This window comes from Pseudomonas sp. GL-B-26, assembly GCF_019947405.1.
Lineage (GTDB): Bacteria > Pseudomonadota > Gammaproteobacteria > Pseudomonadales > Pseudomonadaceae > Aquipseudomonas.
On sequence record NZ_JAGYGJ010000015.1, the window covers coordinates 54846 to 72311 of the forward strand.

16 protein-coding genes and 1 tRNA gene are annotated in these 17466 nt (G+C 59.3%); 4 read left to right on the top strand and 13 right to left on the bottom strand.

Annotation, left to right across the window (positions count from 1 at the left end; genetic code table 11):
• The first annotated feature begins 37 nt into the window (after positions 1-37).
• On the top strand, positions 38-196 hold the full coding sequence (locus KGB23_RS12260) for a YqaE/Pmp3 family membrane protein (protein WP_007904205.1): 159 nt from the start codon (positions 38-40) through the stop codon (positions 194-196).
• Between the two features lie 141 nt (positions 197-337).
• Here KGB23_RS12260 and KGB23_RS12265 read toward each other — a convergent pair whose 3' ends face one another.
• The 10 genes from KGB23_RS12265 to KGB23_RS12310 form a co-directional block, all read right to left on the bottom strand.
• Positions 338-2164, bottom strand: coding sequence for a S9 family peptidase (locus tag KGB23_RS12265; protein ID WP_223431270.1), 1827 nt, complete (start codon positions 2162-2164; stop codon positions 338-340).
• Positions 2130-3284: a pyrroloquinoline quinone biosynthesis protein PqqE gene (gene pqqE, locus KGB23_RS12270; protein ID WP_176471511.1), complete on the bottom strand. Its 1155-nt coding sequence runs from the start codon at positions 3282-3284 to the stop codon at positions 2130-2132. The genes KGB23_RS12265 and pqqE overlap by 35 nt, the downstream gene beginning before the upstream one ends.
• Positions 3277-3552, bottom strand: coding sequence for a pyrroloquinoline quinone biosynthesis peptide chaperone PqqD (pqqD, locus tag KGB23_RS12275; RefSeq protein ID WP_223431271.1), 276 nt, complete (start codon positions 3550-3552; stop codon positions 3277-3279). The genes pqqE and pqqD overlap by 8 nt, the downstream gene beginning before the upstream one ends.
• The gene (gene pqqC, locus KGB23_RS12280) at positions 3549-4301 is read right to left on the bottom strand and encodes a pyrroloquinoline-quinone synthase PqqC (protein WP_223431272.1); all 753 of its coding nucleotides are present in this window, start codon (positions 4299-4301) and stop codon (positions 3549-3551) included. Before pqqC ends, pqqD begins: the two co-directional genes overlap by 4 nt.
• Positions 4302-4445: 144 nt before the next feature.
• Entirely contained in the window at positions 4446-5357 is a 912-nt protein-coding gene (gene pqqB, locus KGB23_RS12285) for a pyrroloquinoline quinone biosynthesis protein PqqB (RefSeq protein WP_223431273.1), read from the bottom strand.
• Positions 5358-5432: 75 nt separating this feature from the next.
• Positions 5433-5507 (bottom strand): pyrroloquinoline quinone precursor peptide PqqA, encoded by a 75-nt coding sequence (gene pqqA, locus KGB23_RS12290; RefSeq protein WP_009045898.1) that lies wholly within the window; start codon positions 5505-5507, stop codon positions 5433-5435.
• A gap of 155 nt (positions 5508-5662) precedes the next feature.
• On the bottom strand, positions 5663-8095 hold the full coding sequence (gene pqqF / locus KGB23_RS12295) for a pyrroloquinoline quinone biosynthesis protein PqqF (protein ID WP_223431274.1): 2433 nt from the start codon (positions 8093-8095) through the stop codon (positions 5663-5665).
• A gap of 48 nt (positions 8096-8143) precedes the next feature.
• Entirely contained in the window at positions 8144-8938 is a 795-nt protein-coding gene (locus tag KGB23_RS12300) for a carbon-nitrogen hydrolase family protein (RefSeq protein ID WP_223431275.1), read from the bottom strand.
• 12 nt (positions 8939-8950) lie between these two features.
• Complete coding sequence (locus KGB23_RS12305) at positions 8951-10633, bottom strand: flavin monoamine oxidase family protein (RefSeq protein ID WP_223431276.1); 1683 nt, start codon at positions 10631-10633, stop codon at positions 8951-8953.
• Positions 10634-10789: 156 nt separating this feature from the next.
• Entirely contained in the window at positions 10790-11251 is a 462-nt protein-coding gene (locus KGB23_RS12310) for an Lrp/AsnC family transcriptional regulator (protein WP_007980298.1), read from the bottom strand.
• 111 nt (positions 11252-11362) lie between these two features.
• On the opposite strand from KGB23_RS12310, the gene KGB23_RS12315 reads away from it, so the two are divergent.
• Entirely contained in the window at positions 11363-12019 is a 657-nt protein-coding gene (locus KGB23_RS12315; RefSeq protein WP_223431277.1) for a peptidase M41, read from the top strand.
• 54 nt (positions 12020-12073) lie between these two features.
• On the opposite strand, the gene KGB23_RS12320 is transcribed toward KGB23_RS12315, so the two are convergent.
• Positions 12074-12382 carry a DUF3077 domain-containing protein gene (locus tag KGB23_RS12320; RefSeq protein WP_056741294.1) on the bottom strand — a complete coding sequence of 103 codons (309 nt, stop codon included), beginning with the start codon at positions 12380-12382 and terminating at the stop codon, positions 12074-12076.
• A 492-nt stretch (positions 12383-12874) separates the two neighbouring features.
• Here KGB23_RS12320 and KGB23_RS12325 point away from each other — a divergent pair, with 492 nt between their 5' ends.
• Positions 12875-13240 (top strand): type II toxin-antitoxin system RelE/ParE family toxin, encoded by a 366-nt coding sequence (locus KGB23_RS12325; protein WP_223431278.1) that lies wholly within the window; start codon positions 12875-12877, stop codon positions 13238-13240.
• The gene (locus KGB23_RS12330) at positions 13233-13538 is read left to right on the top strand and encodes a helix-turn-helix domain-containing protein (RefSeq protein ID WP_056741296.1); all 306 of its coding nucleotides are present in this window, start codon (positions 13233-13235) and stop codon (positions 13536-13538) included. The genes KGB23_RS12325 and KGB23_RS12330 overlap by 8 nt, the downstream gene beginning before the upstream one ends.
• An 80-nt stretch (positions 13539-13618) precedes the next feature.
• Here KGB23_RS12330 and KGB23_RS12335 read toward each other — a convergent pair.
• A tRNA-Ile gene (locus KGB23_RS12335) sits at positions 13619-13695 on the bottom strand.
• A 15-nt stretch (positions 13696-13710) separates the two neighbouring features.
• The gene (locus tag KGB23_RS12340) at positions 13711-17457 is read right to left on the bottom strand and encodes a bifunctional diguanylate cyclase/phosphodiesterase (protein WP_223431279.1); all 3747 of its coding nucleotides are present in this window, start codon (positions 17455-17457) and stop codon (positions 13711-13713) included.
• Positions 17458-17466: the final 9 nt, after the last annotated feature.

A 17466-nucleotide genomic window follows, 5' to 3' on the forward strand; every position in this document is an offset into this window, starting at 1 on the left:
GGCTCACGCGAGCCAACTTTAATCAGGAGCTGACCCCATGGACTTTATTCGCATCATCATCGCCATTCTGTTGCCGCCACTGGGTGTGTTTCTGCAAGTCGGTTTCGCCGGGGCGTTCTGGCTGAATATTCTGCTGACGCTGTGCGGTTACATCCCCGGGATCGTGCATGCGGTGTATATCATCGCCAAGCGCTGAGTTTCGCGACGCCCCGTTAGATTGCTTTCGCGAGCAAGCCCGCTCCCACATTCGACCGTATTCCCCTGGGAGGACTCGGTCAGTGTGGGAGCGGGCTTGCTCGCGAAAGGGGCACCGCAATTTCCGCACTCAGCGCGATCTTCAGTCCGCCAATTCCATCACCCGCCGATAAAACAACCACTCCTGCTCCAGCGCATGGGCCTGATTGCCGGCCTTGCGAAAGCCATGGCGTTCGTCGGCGTAGTAATGCGCTTCAACCAGAATGCCGTTGTCCTGTAGCGCCGTGACCATGTCGCGGGTCTGTTGCGGCACCACTACAGCGTCCAGTTCACCCTGAAAGAAAATCACCGGAACACGGATGTTGCCTGCGTGCAGCAACGGCGTTCGTGCGGCGTAGCGTTCGGCATCCTGCACCGGGTCGCCGATCAGCCAATCCAGATAATCGCCTTCGAACTTGTGGGTCGTCCGGCCCAGCGCCACAGGGTCACTGACGCCATACAGGCTGGCGCCGGCGCGGAAGACTGTGTGAAAGGCCAGCGCGCACAGTGTGGTGTAGCCGCCAGCACTGCCACCGCGAATAAACGCCTTGTTGCCGTCGATCAGTCCGCGTTCGGCAAGATGAGCGACGACGGCGCAGGCATCCTCCACGTCCACTTCACCCCAGCTCAAATGCAGTGCTTGTCGATAAGCCCGACCATAGCCACTGCTGCCGCGGTAGTTGAGGTCGGCCACGGCGAAGCCGCGTTGCGCCCAGTACTGGATACGCGGATCGAGCATGGGGTAGCAGGCCGAAGTCGGGCCGCCGTGGATAAACACCACCAGAGGCGGTTTCGCATCACCGGTCATCGCTGGATAGAAGAAGCCGTGTGCCTCGCCCGAACCGCTCGGGTAGCGCAGGGTTTGCGGGACGCTGATCTGCTCGGCAGGCAACGGTGCAATACCGCCAGCCAGTGTTTTGACTTGCCGGGTCTGGCGGTCGATGGCAATGACTGCCGATGAACTGACTGGCGAAGCGGCGATGCAGTAAATGAACTGCTCATCCAGTGCGAGAGAGCGGAAGCGGCTGTAATCGCCCGTGAAATCTTCACAGGCATCGCCGCAAAGACCCAGCCTGCCAAACCCGTTTTCGGTCCAGCTCGCCAGATAGCGGCCTTCGCTCAGCGGCAACCAGGTGCAGCCACCCAGCTGCCACGGCGCTGGCCCATGATCAGCGGCGGCACTCGGCAGCGGGCTCAAACCGTCTGCCGATTCCACCCAAGGCTGCCAATAGCCGCCGCGATCAGTCAGGCAAAACAGACGGCCGCTGGTATCGAATCTCGGTTGTTGCAGCGATTCCTCGGCGTCGCCGCCAGCCATGCAAAGCGGTTGAGCAAAACTGCCCTCGTTCTGGCGTTCGGCAACCATCAGGCGAGTCGCGGTCCATGGCTGATCCGGACGACTCCACTCGATCCACGCCAGTCGTTGCGCGTCGGGACTCAACGTCGGCGCGGCGTAGAAGTCGGCGCCTTCGGCCAGCAGATGACGTGTCCCGCCAGCCACATCGATAGCCACCAGACGATGCCGATCGCGGTTTTCTTCAACCGCCAATACCTGCCCGTTAGCGAACTGCAGATCGCCGTATCGGCATTCGCCTGAGCTCAGTAACTCAGGTGTCTCGCCAGCAAGCGACTGCCGATACAGCTGTTGGTCCGCCTCGTTGACGAACACTATCCCGTCATCGGTCAGACAGAACGCGCCGCCGCCGTATTCGTACACGCGACTGCGCACACTGAAGCCCGCTGGCGTCAGGCAATGCGCCTGGCTGTCACGCCAATGCCAGATTCGGCAGGCGGCGTCCTCGGGGCGGTACTCGTTCCAGAACAAGCCATGTGGGCCGACCTGCAACTCGGCGAAGTCGATGCCGGCCGCAACAGCCTTGGCAGCGCTGAAGGGTTCAGCTTTTAGCGATGAGTCGTGAATTTCGTTCATTGCGAAAGGCCAGTTGTTCGATGGTCTGGGTCGCGTGTTCGGCTTCTTCGCGAGCCTTGAGGATCACGCCGTGATGTTCCGACTTGCTGCACACCGGGTCGGCGTTGCTCGCGTCCCCCGTGAGCATGAATGCCTGGCAGCGACAGCCGCCGAAGTCTTTTTCTTTCTCGTCGCAGGAACGGCACGGCTCGGGCATCCAGTCGTAACCGCGAAAGCGGTTGAAGCCGAACGAGTCGTACCAGATGTGTTGCATGCTGTGGTCGCGCACGTTGGGAAACTGCACCGGCATCTGTCGGGCGCCGTGACAGGGCAGAGCAGTTCCGTCCGGCGTGACTGTCAGAAAAATACTGCCCCAGCCGTTCATGCAGGCTTTCGGGCGCTCTTCGTAATAGTCAGGGGTGACGAAAATCAGCTTGCACGGATGCCCTTCGGCTTCGAGTTTGGCGCGGTATTCGTTGGTGATGCGTTCAGCGCGGACCAGTTGTTCCTTGGTCGGCAACAGACCGACCCGATTGAGCTGCGCCCAACCGTAGAACTGGCACGTGGCGAGTTCCACAAAGTCCGCCTCAAGGGCGATGCACAGCTCGATGATCCGGTCGATCTTGTCGATGTTGTGCCGATGGGTCACGAAGTTCAGCACCATCGGATAACCGTGGGCTTTCACTGCACGAGCCATTTCCAGCTTCTGGGCGAAGGCCTTTTTCGAGCCGGCCAGCAAGTTGTTCACTTGCTCGTCGCTGGCCTGGAAGCTGATCTGAATGTGGTCCAGGCCGGCCTTCTTGAAGTCGCTGATTTTCTGCTCGGTCAGGCCGATGCCGGAGGTGATCAGGTTGGTGTAGAAACCCAGCTTGCGCGCCTCGGTGATCAGCTCGGCGAGGTCTTGGCGGACCAGCGGTTCACCGCCGGAAAAGCCCAACTGCGCCGCGCCCATTTCCCGCGCTTCGCGGAACACCTTGATCCACTGTTCGGTGCTCAGTTCTTTGCCTTGCTCGGCGAAATCCAGAGGATTGGAGCAGTACGGGCATTGCAGCGGACAGCGATACGTCAGCTCGGCCAGCAGCCACAGCGGCAGGCCGATTTCCGGTTTGGGCGGTAACTTGTCTGACGCGCAATCAGGCAAGTTCGATCCAGTGCTGAGCACGGGCGACCTCCATGAATTGCTCGATGTCGTCACAGAGCTCGGGCACGCCGGGGAACTGCGCGTCCAGTTCAGCGATGATCGCAGCGACGTCGCGTTCGCCGTCGATCAAACCGCCGATCAGCGCGGCGCTTTCGTTGAGTTTGATCATGCCTTCCGGGTAGAGCAGCACATGACCTTTCTGCGCCGGTTCATACTGGTAGCGGTAGCCGGGACGCCAGGTCGGGGTCTTGCTGCGATCAAAACTCATAAGGTGATTCCTTTATGCCAGACCCGTTGCTCGGTCACGCTGTGATACGGCGGGCGTTTCAGTTCGTAGGCCATGCTCATGGCATCGAGCATGCTCCAAAGAATGTCCAGTTTGAACTGGAGAATTTCCAGCATGCGCTCTTGGCCGGCCCGCGTCGTGTAGTGCTGCAAGGTGATCGCCAAGCCGTGTTCCACGTCGCGACGCGCCTGACCCAGGCGGGTGCGGAAATACTCGTAACCGGCCGGATCGATCCACGGGTAATGCTGCGGCCAACTGTCGAGACGCGACTGGTGGATTTGCGGCGCAAACAGTTCGGTCAGCGAGCTGCTGGCGGCTTCCTGCCAACTGGCACGACGGGCGAAGTTGACGTAGGCATCGACGGCAAAACGCACGCCGGGCAATACCAATTCCTGCGAGCGTAGCTGATCCGGGTCGAGGCCGACGGCCTGGCCCAGGCGCAGCCAGGCTTCGATGCCGCCGTCTTCGCCGGGGGCGCCGTCATGGTCGAGCAGGCGCTGAATCCACTCACGACGAATCTCGCGGTCCGGGCAGTTGGCGAGGATCGCGGCGTCCTTGAGCGGGATGTTTACCTGATAGTAGAAGCGGTTGGCGACCCAGCCCTGGATCTGCTCGCGCGTTGCCCGGCCTTCATACATCGCCACGTGATACGGGTGATAAATGTGGTAGTAGGCGCCTTTGGCGCGTAGGGCTTCTTCGAACTCGGCGGGGGACATTGCTGTGTCAGTCATTTCGGTTCTCCGGGCACGACCGGTGGATTCTTTGGTGTCTGGTCTGACGTCTTCGCGAGCAAGCCCGCTCCCACATTCGACCGTATTCTTCTGAAGGAACTCGGTTGAATGTGGGAGCGGGCTTGCTCGCGAAGACGTCAGCCGCTACAGCACAATACTCATGCCGTCATAAGCCACTTCAACCTCACGCCGAGCCAGTTCTGCACGCTCTGGCGAATCCTCATCGAGAATCGGGTTGGTGTTGTTGATGTGGATAAGTACTTTGCGCTGGTTGGGCAGCTGTTCCAGCACTTCCAGCATGCCGCCGGCGCCGTTCTGCGCCAGGTGGCCCATTTCACGACCGGTGCGGGTGCCGACGCCACGGCGCTGCATTTCGTCGTCATCCCACATCGTGCCGTCCACCAGCAGGCAATCGCTACCGGCCATGATCTCCAGCAGCGGTGCGTCGACCTTGCCCAGGCCCGGGGCGTAGAACAGTTTGCCACCGGTGTTGATGTCTTCAACGATCAGGCCGATGTTGTCGCCAGGGTGCGGGTCGAAACGGTGCGGCGAATACGGCGGGGCGGCGCTGCGCAAGGGCAGAGGAGTGAAGCGCAGGTTCGGGCAGGCCGGGATGGTGAAGCTGCGGTCAAGCTCGATCTGGTTCCAGGTCAGCCCGCCGTTCCAGTGGGTCAGCATGGTGAACAGCGGGAAACCGGTGCTCAGGTCTTCGTGGACCATGTCGGTGCACCAGACATGGTGCGGGCAACCTTCGCGCAGACTGAGCAGGCCGGTGGTGTGGTCGATCTGGCTGTCCATCAGGATGATCGCGTTGATGCCGGTATCGCGCAGGGCCCGGCCCGGTTGCATCGGGGCGAAGCTCTGGAGCTGGGCGCGGATATCCGGCGAAGCGTTGCACAGCACCCAATTCACGCCGTTATCGGAAATTGCGATGGACGACTGAGTCCGAGCCTTGGCGTTCAGGCTGCCATCACGAAAACCGGCGCAGTTCACGCAGTTGCAGTTCCACTGGGGGAAACCACCGCCGGCGGCGGAACCTAGAATCTGGACAAACATGGCCGCTCCATCATTCGAAAACTGAAAATAAAAACGCCTCGGCGAGCCGAGGCGTTGCACTGCGCTACAAAAAGATTAGCGGCTTGCGAAGTACATGGTGACTTCAAAGCCGATACGCAGGTCGGTGTAAGCAGGTTTGGACCAGGACATAGGAGCGCTCCTTCAGGTGATGGGACAGTTGAGATCTATACATATAGTCCACCTCCAACCGGAGATGTTCAGATAGTTAGGTGGCTATGTTACTCAAAACTACAGGGCGATTGGCCGGGAATCTTTGAGAAAGCTAATTGCAGCACCGGTAATGATCATTTTGCCGCTTGCCAAGGCGAGGTCGGGCACGGTCCGCTGGCCAGACAGCGCCAACCGCCTTCGACCTGTTTCAATCGTTGTGCGGCGGCCAGTAACGTTTTACGGTCGATCATCAGAATCGTCTGAGGTAGAAGCTCCAGATAATCCGACGAGCGGCCGGCCAGTTTGCCCTGCCAGAGCAGTTCGGCGGCCTGCGCATTGGGCAGCGCCGCGCTAGTGAATTGATCGGCCAGTGCCTGGCGCTGGTCGATGAAGGTCTTGTCATTGATGTCGTCGATCATCCCGGCCAATCCGCTCAGGAAATGTTCGATATGTTCCAGTAGATCCAGAGGGGCGACGCTGGGTGATTGCACGCCGAACAGCAGCCCGGTCTGCCCATGGATCTGCCGCAGGGCGCTGAACACCGCATAACCGAGCTGCAGTTCTACCCGCAGGCGTTGGTAAAACGGCGTCTGGCAGACGTGAGCCAGCAAGCGCCAGGCGGCTTCGTCAGCGATGTCCGCGGTTGCCGTCGGGCAGAAGAGCAACAAGGCGTGTTCGCTGGATCCGGTGTCGACAGCGCTCCACAGACGCTGCGCGTTTATCGGGGCGGGCGGCGTCAGTTGATTGTCCGCAGTGCCGGGCGCACGACTCAAGGCAAGGCCCATCGCCGCTTGGGTCTGGGCGGACAGCCCGGTCGCCAGACCATCCCAGCGTGCGCTTGACCAAAGCTGAGCCAAGTCGTCCGAGTCAGCGGTGCGCTCAAGGCATTGATCAGGCAGCGCTTTTAGCAACTGTCGAATCGGCATCAACGCAACGCTCGGCAGCTCTTCTTGCGAGAAACTGGCATCAGGTGTTGTCAGTTCTTTCAGCGCATGTTCGAGGACGGTCGGCATCGGCTCCTGCAGTCCGGTCATTTTCAGCAGCCATTCATTGCCTGATGCGCTGAAGGAAAAATCGACACCTGCCTGACGAGCGTCTTCACGCAACGGCTGAAGGCGGTTTTCCAGGCTCATCTGAACATTGCTGCGAGGTGTCGAGTCCAGACGCCAGCGCAGGTAAACGGCACCTTCGGCACTGTTATCGGGCAACGCCTGACTGAACTGCATGGGCGAACGTTCACGACGACCGCGTGAGCGATCCTGGGCAAAGGTCCGCAAGCCTCGGTGTTTGCTGGTCTGGCCGCGGATCAGTCCGGCACTCGGGGCCGCAGCCTCGGCGCGTAAAAACGGATTAGGTGTTGGCAATTGCCATTGGCCGGTGAAGTTATCCACAGCGCCGATTTGTTTCAGCACTTCCTTGAGGGCTGTAACACCCGATTCGGATAACCCTGTTTCACGCTGCTCGCTGTCGAGTCGGGCCAGTTGCAGGGCGCTGCTGACTTGTTGCTGACGTTGTAGCAGGGCAGCGTATTCTTCGCGCAACCCGGTCCAGGGATGCTGTGAGGCGAAGAATCCAAGCCAATCAAGTAGCTGCTCGCGGATCCCGTTGGGCGTCGCGTTGGCAGGCAACGTGAACTCGATGTGCAACAAAGCCTGGCCGGCGAATTGATACAGCGGCGCAGCTTTCAGGCTGTCAGCCAGCCCACGCTCGCGCAATTGCGCCAGCAGGCCACCGGGTTTCGCGGCGTTCAGCCAATGACACAGGAACGCCAGCGCCTCAGGCGATGAATCGGGCAACGCGTCGAAGGCAAACAGCAGATCCAGTCGACGCGCTCCAGCCTGTTGATAACTTTTGTCCGAAGAGTCCATCAGCGATGCAGGCGCTTGTTGCGGGACTTTTTCCCCTATGGGAATAGCAGCGCTAAAGCTCTGAGCCATCGCCCTCAACTCATCGAGACTCTGCGGCCCAGCCAAGCACAAGGTCATTTGCCCGGTCTGATAAAACCGCTGATAGAAACCCTGCAAGGCTTGCTGAAATTCAGGTTGCGGCACCGGCAGGCTGTAGCGGTTGCCGGCATGAAACGCCCGCAGTGGATGCGCGGCTGAAAGACCATCGAACAGCGCGAATTGCTGCTGAGCGGTCGTATCCCGAGACCAGGCGACAAATTCTGCGTGCAGCACTTCCCGTTCCCGCCGCTGATCGTCCGGATTCATACGTGGATGAGTGAGCATGTCCGACAGGCGCTCCAGTCCCCCGGCAAACGCTTGAGGCGGTAACTCGAAAAAGTAGTCCGTGGTGCGTTCGCTGGTCCGCGCATTCACCTGACCGCCATGGCCTTGGACGTAGGCCATCAGTGCTTGACTCGCAGGAAAACGCTCTGTACCGAGAAACAGCAGGTGTTCGAGAAAGTGCGCCAGTCCGGGCCAGGCCAGCGGCACGTCATGGCTGCCCGCCGCGACCCGCAACGCCGCAGCACTGCGCTTCAAATCGGGAACATGACGCAGCGTCACCCGCAGACCGTTGGCCAGGGTTTCAGTGTGAAGGTGGGGGTGATTCAGCGCAGGCATGAGCACTTCCAGAGCAGAGAAGCGCTAATGCTAGCGGATTAGGGGTGATCAGCGCTTGTTCAGCTCGCCATAAAGCTCGGGACGGCGATCGAGGAAGTAGCGATTGGCGGCGCGGGAATCGACCATCAACTGACGATCCAGCTCGCCGACAATCAGCGCTTCATCAAGACCCGCCTGGGCGATGCGATTGCCATCCGGCGCGGCAATGCTGCTCTGGCCGCAATACTGGATCTCGCCTTCGTTACCGCAATAGTTGGCGTAAGCCACATAGCACTGGTTTTCGAAAGCCCGGGCGCGGACGGTGACGTCGGCAATGAAGTCGTAGGGAATCATGTTCGCCGTCGGCACCAGAATCAGCTCGGCGCCGGCCAGGGCCAGGCGTCGGGCGTTTTCCGGGAACTCCAGGTCGTAGCAGATCAGGAAACCGAGCTTCCAGCCATTGAATTCAACCAGCGGAAACTCATCCGGCCCGGCGCTGAACATCGAGTGATCGAGGTCACCGAACAGGTGAGTCTTGCGGTAGTTGCACAGGCGCTCGCCATTGGCGTCGATCAACTGCACGGCGTTGTAGATCTGTCCGTCCTCGGTGCGCTCGGGATAGCCATACAAAATGGCGATCCCGGCCGTCTTGGCGATGCGCGCGATCTGCTGCGCCGACTCACCGTTGTGCACCTCCGCCAGCACGCTGACCGCGTCGAGGCCGATGTTGTAACCGGTCAAAAACATCTCCGGCAGCACCAGCAAATCCGCACCCTTGGCTTCCAGCGCCAATTGATGCAGGCGTTGCAGATTGCCGGCGACATCCAGGGGCAGCGGTGGACATTGGTAAAGGGCTACGCGCATTTCGGATTCCTCTTACTCGGGCAGGGCGATCGGGCCGATCTCGTTGAACACATCTCCTGGACCCGGGTTCTCGGCGTGAGTTTCACCGCCGAAGTGTTTCATGATGCCCCACACCGCATTGAGCGAGGTCTGCACCGCGCCTTCGACCCACGCCGGCGTCCACGAAACATCGTCGCCGGCGATGAAAATCCCGCGCTGCTCGGTTGGCATGTCGGCCTGCATGAAGTGCGCGTACATGCGCTGGTTGTAGCGGTAATGGCCGGGCAGGGCACCCTTGAAAGCACCGAGGAAATGCGGGTCGGCTTCCCAGGACACGGTGATCGGATCGCCAATGATCCGTGCCGCGATGTCGACTTTCGGATAGATCTTCTTCAACGCATCCAGCGCCAGTTTCACGCGTTTTTCCACGGGTTGCGGAAGCATTTTCAGCGCGTCGCTCATCCACGAGTACGACAGGCAAATCACGCCCGGCTTGTCGTCGCCGTTGTCGAACAGGTAGGTGCCACGGGTCAGGCGATCGGTGAGGGTCATGCTCATCAAGTCGCGGCCGGTTTCCGGGTCCTTGTCCTTCCAGAATGGCCGGTCGACCATCACGAAAGTTTTCGACGATTGCATGTAGCGCGTACGGTCGAGGGCCATCCACATCTTTTGCGAGAACAGGGTTTCGTCGCATTCGATCTGGGTGGTCAGCAGCCAGCTCTGGCACGTGGTCAGCACTGCTGCATATTCGCGGGTGTCACCCCAGTTGTCGGTGACGGCAAAGCGCCCGTCTGCCGCGTGGGCAATTTTTTTCACGCCGGTACGCGGTGCGCCGTTGTGCAGGGAGCTGAGGCTGGTGCCTTCCGGCCAGTGCACGCAACGTTCCGGCACATGACGCCAGATCCCCAACGGTACTTGTTCCACGCCACCGACCACCAAGTGCTGGTGATCGTCGCAGTTGGTCATGACCACGCGGAAGATTTCCAGCATCGAATTCGGGAAGTCCGAGTCCCAGCCGCCGGTACCGAAACCGACCTGACCAAACACTTCGCGGTGATGGAACGAGAGCTTGGCGAAAGTTTTGGAAGTGGCAACGAAGTCATAGAACGTGCGGTCGTCCCACAGCGGGACGAGGGTGTTCCATAGTTCTTTGAGGCGCGGTACATCGCGGTCGCGGATTGCTTGCTGGATATCCGAGAACTGTGAACCGGCTTCCAGCGCATCGGCCCAGGCGTCGGCGACTTCCTGGAACAGTGCAGGAAGATCCGCCAGCTTCTGTGCGTAATGGGTTTGACCTTCGAGGTCGATCACCGTGCTGCCCGAGGCAGGTGTCAGCGGGTTCGGGAAAGGTTTGGTTTCGAGGCCGAGCTTGTCGACGTAGTGATAAAACGCGGTGGACGACACCGGGAAACGCATGCCGCCGAGCTCGGCAATGATGCCTTCGGCGCCATTGAACGCCTGCGAGCGCAGACGACCGCCCATTTTCGAGGCTTCGTAGACGACGGGTTTCAGGCCCAGTTTCATTAATTCGTACGCGGCCACCAGACCTGCGATGCCAGCACCGACGATCGCGACTTCGGCGCCATGGTTGTGCGCAGGGATGCTGCCCAGACCGGCCGGGTGCTCAATCCAGTCGTCGAAGGCGAAGGGAAAGTCCGGACCGAAAATGGTGACTGGTTTTTTACCGTCTGCAGGATGGCGATTGTTCTTGTTCATGGCTGACCTTGCTGGCGACCGGACGCGGTATACGCGTCTGAGTATAGGAAAAGATGGCAGCCATTCTAGAGAGCGTAGAACACGTTAATAAGACGCAATGTGTCGTCGTTTTTCTTGTTTATGCTGCAATTTGACGAGTGTGACGAACAGATTGGATTAAACCGGTTGGCCCCGATCAATCTTGCTGCTGAGAATGATCGAGGTCGTGGTCTTCTCCACCCCATCCACACTGCCGATCTGATCCAGCAACTGATCCAGCTGCTCAGGTGAATCGGTGCGCAACCACGCCACGTAATCAAATTCGCCACTGACTGCACACAATTGCTGCACCTGAGCCATCGCGCTGAGACGTCGCAAAACTTCCTTGCCCGAGCGCGGTTGCACCGTGATCCCGACGTACGCCTGCAAGCCGCCATCCACGACACGTTGACCCAAACGCACGCCGTAACCGGTGATCACCTTGGCTTTTTCCAGCCGGGCCAGGCGCGAAGTCACGGTGGTGCGAGCGATGCCCAATTGTCGCGCGAGCATGGCCACGCTTTCGCGGGCATTGATCTGCAGGGCTGCAATCAACTGGCGGTCGATTTCGTCAAGAACGGGCGGGCGGGTGTCAGGCAAGGGTCGTCTCCAGCGGTACAGATCAATGGGCGAGCATGTTACATAGGATGGACGCCAAAAGTAGCTCATAGTCGAATGAGCAATTGAGGGCAGTGACGCGAGGCGATGGAAATGACGAACAAGATGCCTCCCGTAATACGGGATCATGCATTGCAGATAGCGCATCACGAAATGGGGCACTACGTCGTGGCCCGCGCCTTGGGGTTCGCAACGGGCGGTGTGACCCTGACAGTCACCATGGACTTGATGCATCAAGGAGGAGCTTCCATCACCTTGACGCGGCCAATTCCGTCGATAGAAGCCATGAAGGAGTATCTGGAAGCGCGGATGATGGTCCTCTTCGCTGGCGCCATGGGGCAGACATTATCTTCAAAACATTTGCCCAGGAGGCGTGTCGATAAGTCGGAAGCGGCCGCCATCCTCAAGGGCGGGCTGGGGGCGGAACAGGATTACGCAAAAGTAAGGGAGTTGCGGCATTTGCTGCGCAATATCGCCTACCCCGGTACGGATCCCGCGTCGTCCGACCGCGTAACGACTGAGCTTAAAGAAATTACCGATCGTGTTTGGCTGCGGACTGAGAAAATCGTCGAGGCGTTGGCTGATACGGTTAGTGGATTGGCGCGGGCGCTGGTGGACGGCATGGTCATCGTGGAGCAGTGGGGCAGGGCAGCGGATACGTATGAGGTTGTGATGACGAAGGAAATGCTGGAGCGGCTGGGGCCGGTGCAGGCTATTCCATCGATAGCGGTGGCTTCTACCGATACGTAAGTGAGCATTGAAAGCCCCGAAGACTCGGGGCTCATCTCGTAGAACTGTCGGGCGCTACGCTTTGGATTTCGTTGCTGTCGGAACTGGTTTTCGTGTCAGCACTTTCACCACATCATCGATCACCGCTTTACTCATCGCCGTCAGGTAGTGCGCGGCCCAGGCGTGGCGGTCGGTGTCTTTTGCGTAGGCGGCGTCAACGGCGAACGCCTTGGCGAGGAACAGCAGATCGGAAGCCTGAGCCAACGCATCGCTGATCGGGACGCCGGCGCGGACGTTGAACAGCGCTTGATTCGAGCAAAAAATCAACGGGGTGAAGCCGATGGTTTTCAGTTCTGAAGGTTCGGACGGGTTTGTTTTGCTCATGGTCTAGCTCCTAAGCTTGATGAGCTGCCACGTTCGTTTCCAAGCGAATGGGTGGCAGCTGTGCGCAGGTTGGAAACCGGGAGCTTAGGAAACCGGCACGTCCGAAGACGTCCCACGCACAGCCGCCATGACACAGGGTTGCAGCCGTAAAACGTCTGCGGTCATGTTGGGCGCGTTGTTGCGATTCGCTCGTCGGGTTTCCAAGCCCGATCGCTGAATGGTCAGCGACGTCCGGAGAGTATCCCGTCAAAGAAAAGCCCAACAAGGCGGCAAAGTGCCCCAAATGCAAGTTTCGGAGTTTGCCTACAAGGTCTGCGGGCGTCATCCGATATTTCGACACCTTAAGTAAACACAACTAAACGCCAGGCACCGAACACCCCGATCCAACCAGAAACCACTGTTAACAATTTCATTGGCAACCAAGGCGGCCACACGGCCGTTAAAGCCTAGAGTTATTCCCTTGAGATCATATTCCTTGGGTGGCATATTGGTATGGGCTGGGAAATTGAATACACCGATGAATTTGAAGGTTGGTGGGAGGGGTTGGATGCAAAGGAGCAAGCCTCGGTTTCAGCCAGCGTCGATCTGCTGGGGTTTTTCGGGCCGGGTCTGCGTTACCCGCATAGCAGCGATATTAAAGGCTCACGACTGGGCAATCTCCGAGAGTTGCGGGTCCAGCATGCGGGTCGGCCTTATCGTGTGCTCTATGCGTTTGATCCACGCCGATGCGCGTTACTTTTAATCGGAGGGGACAAAACCGGTCGAAACCGTTGGTATGACGAGCATGTCCCACAGGCGGAAATATTGTACGACGACCATTTGGAAACATTGCGTAAAGAGGGCCGCAACGATGGCTAAAAAATTTGCTGAACTTCAAGCTCGCATGACGCCGGAGTCTCGCGCTAACGCAGAGCGGTTGTTCCAGCAGCACCTGAAAGAAATGCCTCTGCACGAGCTGCGTAAGGCCCAGGAGCTGAGTCAGGAAACGCTGGCCAAGACGTTGCACGTCAACCAGGCAGCGATCTCCAGAATGGAGCGGCGAACAGACATGTACATCAGCACCTTGCGAAACTACATCCGCGCCATGGGCGGCGAACTGGAAATTATCGCGACCTTTCCTGAGGGCCAGGTCAGAATCGAGAATTTCGCCAATTGAGTGATGTTTCGGCAGGCGCTCGTCGCGATTGAGTATTCCAACAGACACGAAAAAGCCGCGCATTGCGCGGCTTTCTTGTTTGGTGGGCCCAGTAGGACTCGAACCTACGACCAAGGGATTATGAGTCCCCTGCTCTAACCAACTGAGCTATAGGCCCTCAGTAGGCCGCGGATTATAGCGACGGTTTCTCGGCTGTGCTATCCGAAAAGTCTGAAATGGCTATACGAAGAAACGTCGCGGCAAATTCTTCCGGTGGCAAGGGCAGGCTGACGATGTAGCCCTGGATCTGTTCACAGCCTTCGGTCGCGAGGAATTGCTGCTGTGCGAGGGTTTCCACGCCCTCGGCAATGATGGTGAATTGCATGCTGCGGCCCAAGGCGATAATGGCGCGAACGATGGCTGCGTCGTGGGGATCGTCCGGCAAGCCGCGGACGAAAGACTGGTCGATCTTGAGAATGTCCAACGGCAGACGTTTGAGGTAACTCAGGGACGAATAACCGGTGCCGAAGTCGTCGATCGCCAGTTGCACGCCCAGGTGTTTGAGTTGATGCAGCACTGCCAGCGCCTCTTCGGCCTGGCTCATGATGAAGTTTTCAGTAATTTCCAGTTGCAGGAAACCGGGTTTGAGGCGGTTGTCCTTGAGCAATTGTTCGATCCGGCCGAGCAGGTTCGGCTGGCGCAATTGAGCGCCCGCGAGGTTGACCGACAGCGGGCCGACGGGTTCGTAAACCTGATGCCACTCGAACATCTGCCGGCAGGCGGTTTCGAGAACCCAATCGCCGATTTGCAGGATCATGCCGTTTTCTTCGGCCAGCGGAATGAAATGCTCCGGCGGCACATCGCCGAAGGTCGGGTGGCGCCAGCGAATGAGCGCTTCTGCACCGACCAGGCGATGGTCGACCAGGCTGATCTTCGGTTGATAATGGAGGTGCAGTTCGTTGCGCTCGATCGCGCGTCGCAGTTCATGTTCCAGTGCCACTCGCTCGCTGGCTTGAGCGGTGAGGTCGCGGGTGTAGCTTTCGACCCGGTTGCGACCCTTGGCCTTTGAGCGGTACATCGCCGCATCGGCGTTCTTGACCAGCGTGGCGACGTCGCAGCCATCCTTGGGGTACAGGCTGGTGCCGATACTGGCGCTGATAAAAAACTCATGTTCGCCAGCCTGGAACGGTGCGCCGAAGCAATTGAGCAATTTGGTCGCGATGTTGTCGGCGTCACTGGATTGCTGCAGCCCGGGCAGCAAGATGATGAATTCGTCGCCGCCCAGGCGCGCCACGGTGTCGATGTCGCGCAACTGCTCCTTGAGGCGCACGGCAATGCCCTTGAGCAGCAAGTCGCCGACAGGGTGACCCAGGCTGTCGTTGATATGTTTGAAACGGTCCAGGTCCAGGAACAGCACCGCGCCCTGGCCGCCGTTTTCCTGTTGGTTGTTGAGCGCAGTCAGCAATCGGCTCTCGAATAGCGTGCGATTCGGCAGACCGGTCAGCGGGTCGTGGTGTGCCTGGTAATCGAGCTTGGCCTGGGCGTGTTTGAGGCTGGAAATGTCCGCGAATACTGCGACAAAGTGGGTGACGAATCTGTCCCGGTTGCGCACGGCACTGATGGTCAGCCAGCTCGGATAGAGCTCGCCATTCTTGCGCCGGTTGGAAATTTCGCCCTGCCAATGACCTTCGGCGGTCAGTTGATGCCACATGGCGGCATAGAACGCGCTGTCGTGCAGGCCTGAGGCGAGCAGGCGAGGGGTGTGGCCCAATGCTTCGCTCTCGCTGTAGCCGGTGATTTCGGTAAACGCACGGTTGACTGCGCTGATGTGCTGTTGAGTGTCGGTGATCAATACACCTTCGGCGGTGCTCTCGAATACCGTGGCAGCCTGTTGCAGTTTCTCCTGCATCACGTGTCGCTCGGTGATGTCCCGGGCGATGGTCAACATGCAATCTTCATCGCCGATCGGTAGCGGACGGCTGGACACCTCGCAGAGGCGGATCTGTCCGTCGCTGCGGCGTATATGGCAACTGAAGTCGCGGACGAAACCATCCCGGTGAAGCAGATCGAGCATCTGTTTGCGTTCGTTGAGATTGACCCAGATTCCCAGCTCGAGGACGGAGCGATCCACAGACATCGCGCTGTTGAAACCGGTAATGCGACTGAAACCCTCGTTGACCTCAATCAGTAAACCGTCGCTCTGCCGGGACAATAGCAAGCCGTCGGGTGATGCATGGAAGGCCTTGGCGAATTTCTCTTCGGAGGTTTGCAGCTGTTTCTGGGTTTCCTTGAGCTGGCTGATGTCCCGTACGACCACTACCAGCGCAGGGGTTGTATCGAGGTCGAACGGTTCAGCGGAGATCAGGCCGGTAAACACTTGGCCATTGTTGCGGCGAAAGGGCATCTCCAGGTTACGGATGCTGCCGGCCTGCAACCGTTGCAACAAACCCGGCCCGACGCCGGGTATGCCCCAGATGTTCAGGTCGGTGGCCGTCTGGCCGATGACGTCTTCGGCCTTGAGGCCGATCTGTTCTTCGAACGCTTCGTTGACCTCTAGCAGGCAGCCGTCGGAGAGTCGCGCGATGACCAGAATGTCCGGGCATTGCTGGAACACCGAGGCGAACTTCTGTTCCGACAGGCGCAACGCCTCTTCGGTGCGCTTGGCTTCGCTGATGTCGATCATCAGCCCGCGCATCACCGGTTCATGGCCGTGCTCGATCAGACTGACGATATCGCGCACCCAAATGCAGCGGCCATCGGCGGTGATGACCCGGTAATCGAGGCTGTGATCGCGCCCGGCCAGTACTTCGTGATCGCAGAAGGTCTGGGCACGGGTCAGGTCGGCCGGGTGGATAATGTTGCGCCAGAAGCCCGGAATCAGCCAATGAGACAAGGGGTAGCCGAGCAGATCCTCGGCATGGGGCGACACATAGCTGTAGGTGAAATCGCTGATCTGCGCCTCCCAAGCGATGGCCGAAAGGCTCTCCACCAGCCCGCGGTAATGGTATTCGCTGCTGCGCAGTTCTTGTTCCAGGTCGACCCGGCGGGCAATTTCTGAACTCAACCGGCGGTTGATCCGGATAACCATCGCCAGCACGATGATCAGCAGCAGCAAACCTGGCAGACCGTAAACCAGCAGATCGTTCCAGAATGTCCGATGATCGAGGACGTTGCCGACCCAGTGCTCCTGAATCTCATTGATTTCGTTCGGGGTCATGTCCGCCAGGACTTTATCCAGAATGCCGACCAGTATCTTGTTGTCCCGGGGCACACCCATCGCCAATTGATAGCGATAGGGGGTTTCGCCGCTGACATAGAGCCCGTCGAGCTTGAGCTGACGCAGGCTCCAGACGCTGGAGGCGAGATCGCCGACCACCGCATCCACTTCATCGGTAGCCAGCGCCTGCAGCGCTGAGCTGACGTTAGGCATCGCCACCAGATTGAGGTCGGGATTGTGGGTGCGCAACAGCTCGTGGGGTGCGTAGTTCTCCACCACGGCGACTTTCAGCCCGTACAAGTCTTTGAGTTTGCGTGGCTGGGGGCCTCCGACATGGGCAAGGATGACAATCGGAAAGTCCAGGTAGGGGCGGGTGAATGAGAGGTAAGTCTGGCGCTCCGGGGTCGACATTATGCCGGGCAACAGGTCCAGCCTGGCTTTTTTGGCTTGCTCCAGGACGACGGTCCAGCTGACGGGCTCGATGGGCGTGAGCTTGATGGCCAGGCGTTGACGGATGAGGTCGATATAGTCTGCTGCAAGGCCCTGATAACGGCCCTGATCGTCGCGAAACTCGAAGGGTGGCCATGACGCATCGACACCCAGACGCAAGTCCGGGTGAGCCGCCAGCCAGCTACGTTCTTCGTCGGTCAGAGTCAGCGCGCCAGCCGTTGCGGTCCAGGTCAATAGCGACAGCAAAAAAAGCACGGTCGGCAGTCTGGGCATAACGGTCTC

Bases quoted from the DNA above. Each gene is read 5' to 3' on its own strand.
- KGB23_RS12320 (WP_056741294.1), bottom strand. From the start codon at position 12,382: ATGAGCAAAACAAACCCGTCCGAACCTTCAGAACTGAAAACCATCGGC.
- pqqD (WP_223431271.1), bottom strand. From the start codon at position 3,552: ATGAGTTTTGATCGCAGCAAGACCCCGACCTGGCGTCCCGGCTACCGC.
- KGB23_RS12330 (WP_056741296.1), top strand. From the start codon at position 13,233: ATGGCTAAAAAATTTGCTGAACTTCAAGCTCGCATGACGCCGGAGTCT.
- KGB23_RS12300 (WP_223431275.1), bottom strand. From the start codon at position 8,938: ATGCGCGTAGCCCTTTACCAATGTCCACCGCTGCCCCTGGATGTCGCC.
- KGB23_RS12305 (WP_223431276.1), bottom strand. From the start codon at position 10,633: ATGAACAAGAACAATCGCCATCCTGCAGACGGTAAAAAACCAGTCACC.
- pqqC (WP_223431272.1), bottom strand. From the start codon at position 4,301: ATGACTGACACAGCAATGTCCCCCGCCGAGTTCGAAGAAGCCCTACGC.
- KGB23_RS12265 (WP_223431270.1), bottom strand. From the start codon at position 2,164: ATGAACGAAATTCACGACTCATCGCTAAAAGCTGAACCCTTCAGCGCT.
- KGB23_RS12315 (WP_223431277.1), top strand. From the start codon at position 11,363: ATGACGAACAAGATGCCTCCCGTAATACGGGATCATGCATTGCAGATA.
- pqqB (WP_223431273.1), bottom strand. From the start codon at position 5,357: ATGTTTGTCCAGATTCTAGGTTCCGCCGCCGGCGGTGGTTTCCCCCAG.
- KGB23_RS12340 (WP_223431279.1), bottom strand. From the start codon at position 17,457: ATGCCCAGACTGCCGACCGTGCTTTTTTTGCTGTCGCTATTGACCTGG.
- KGB23_RS12325 (WP_223431278.1), top strand. From the start codon at position 12,875: ATGGGCTGGGAAATTGAATACACCGATGAATTTGAAGGTTGGTGGGAG.
- KGB23_RS12260 (WP_007904205.1), top strand. From the start codon at position 38: ATGGACTTTATTCGCATCATCATCGCCATTCTGTTGCCGCCACTGGGT.
- pqqF (WP_223431274.1), bottom strand. From the start codon at position 8,095: ATGCCTGCGCTGAATCACCCCCACCTTCACACTGAAACCCTGGCCAAC.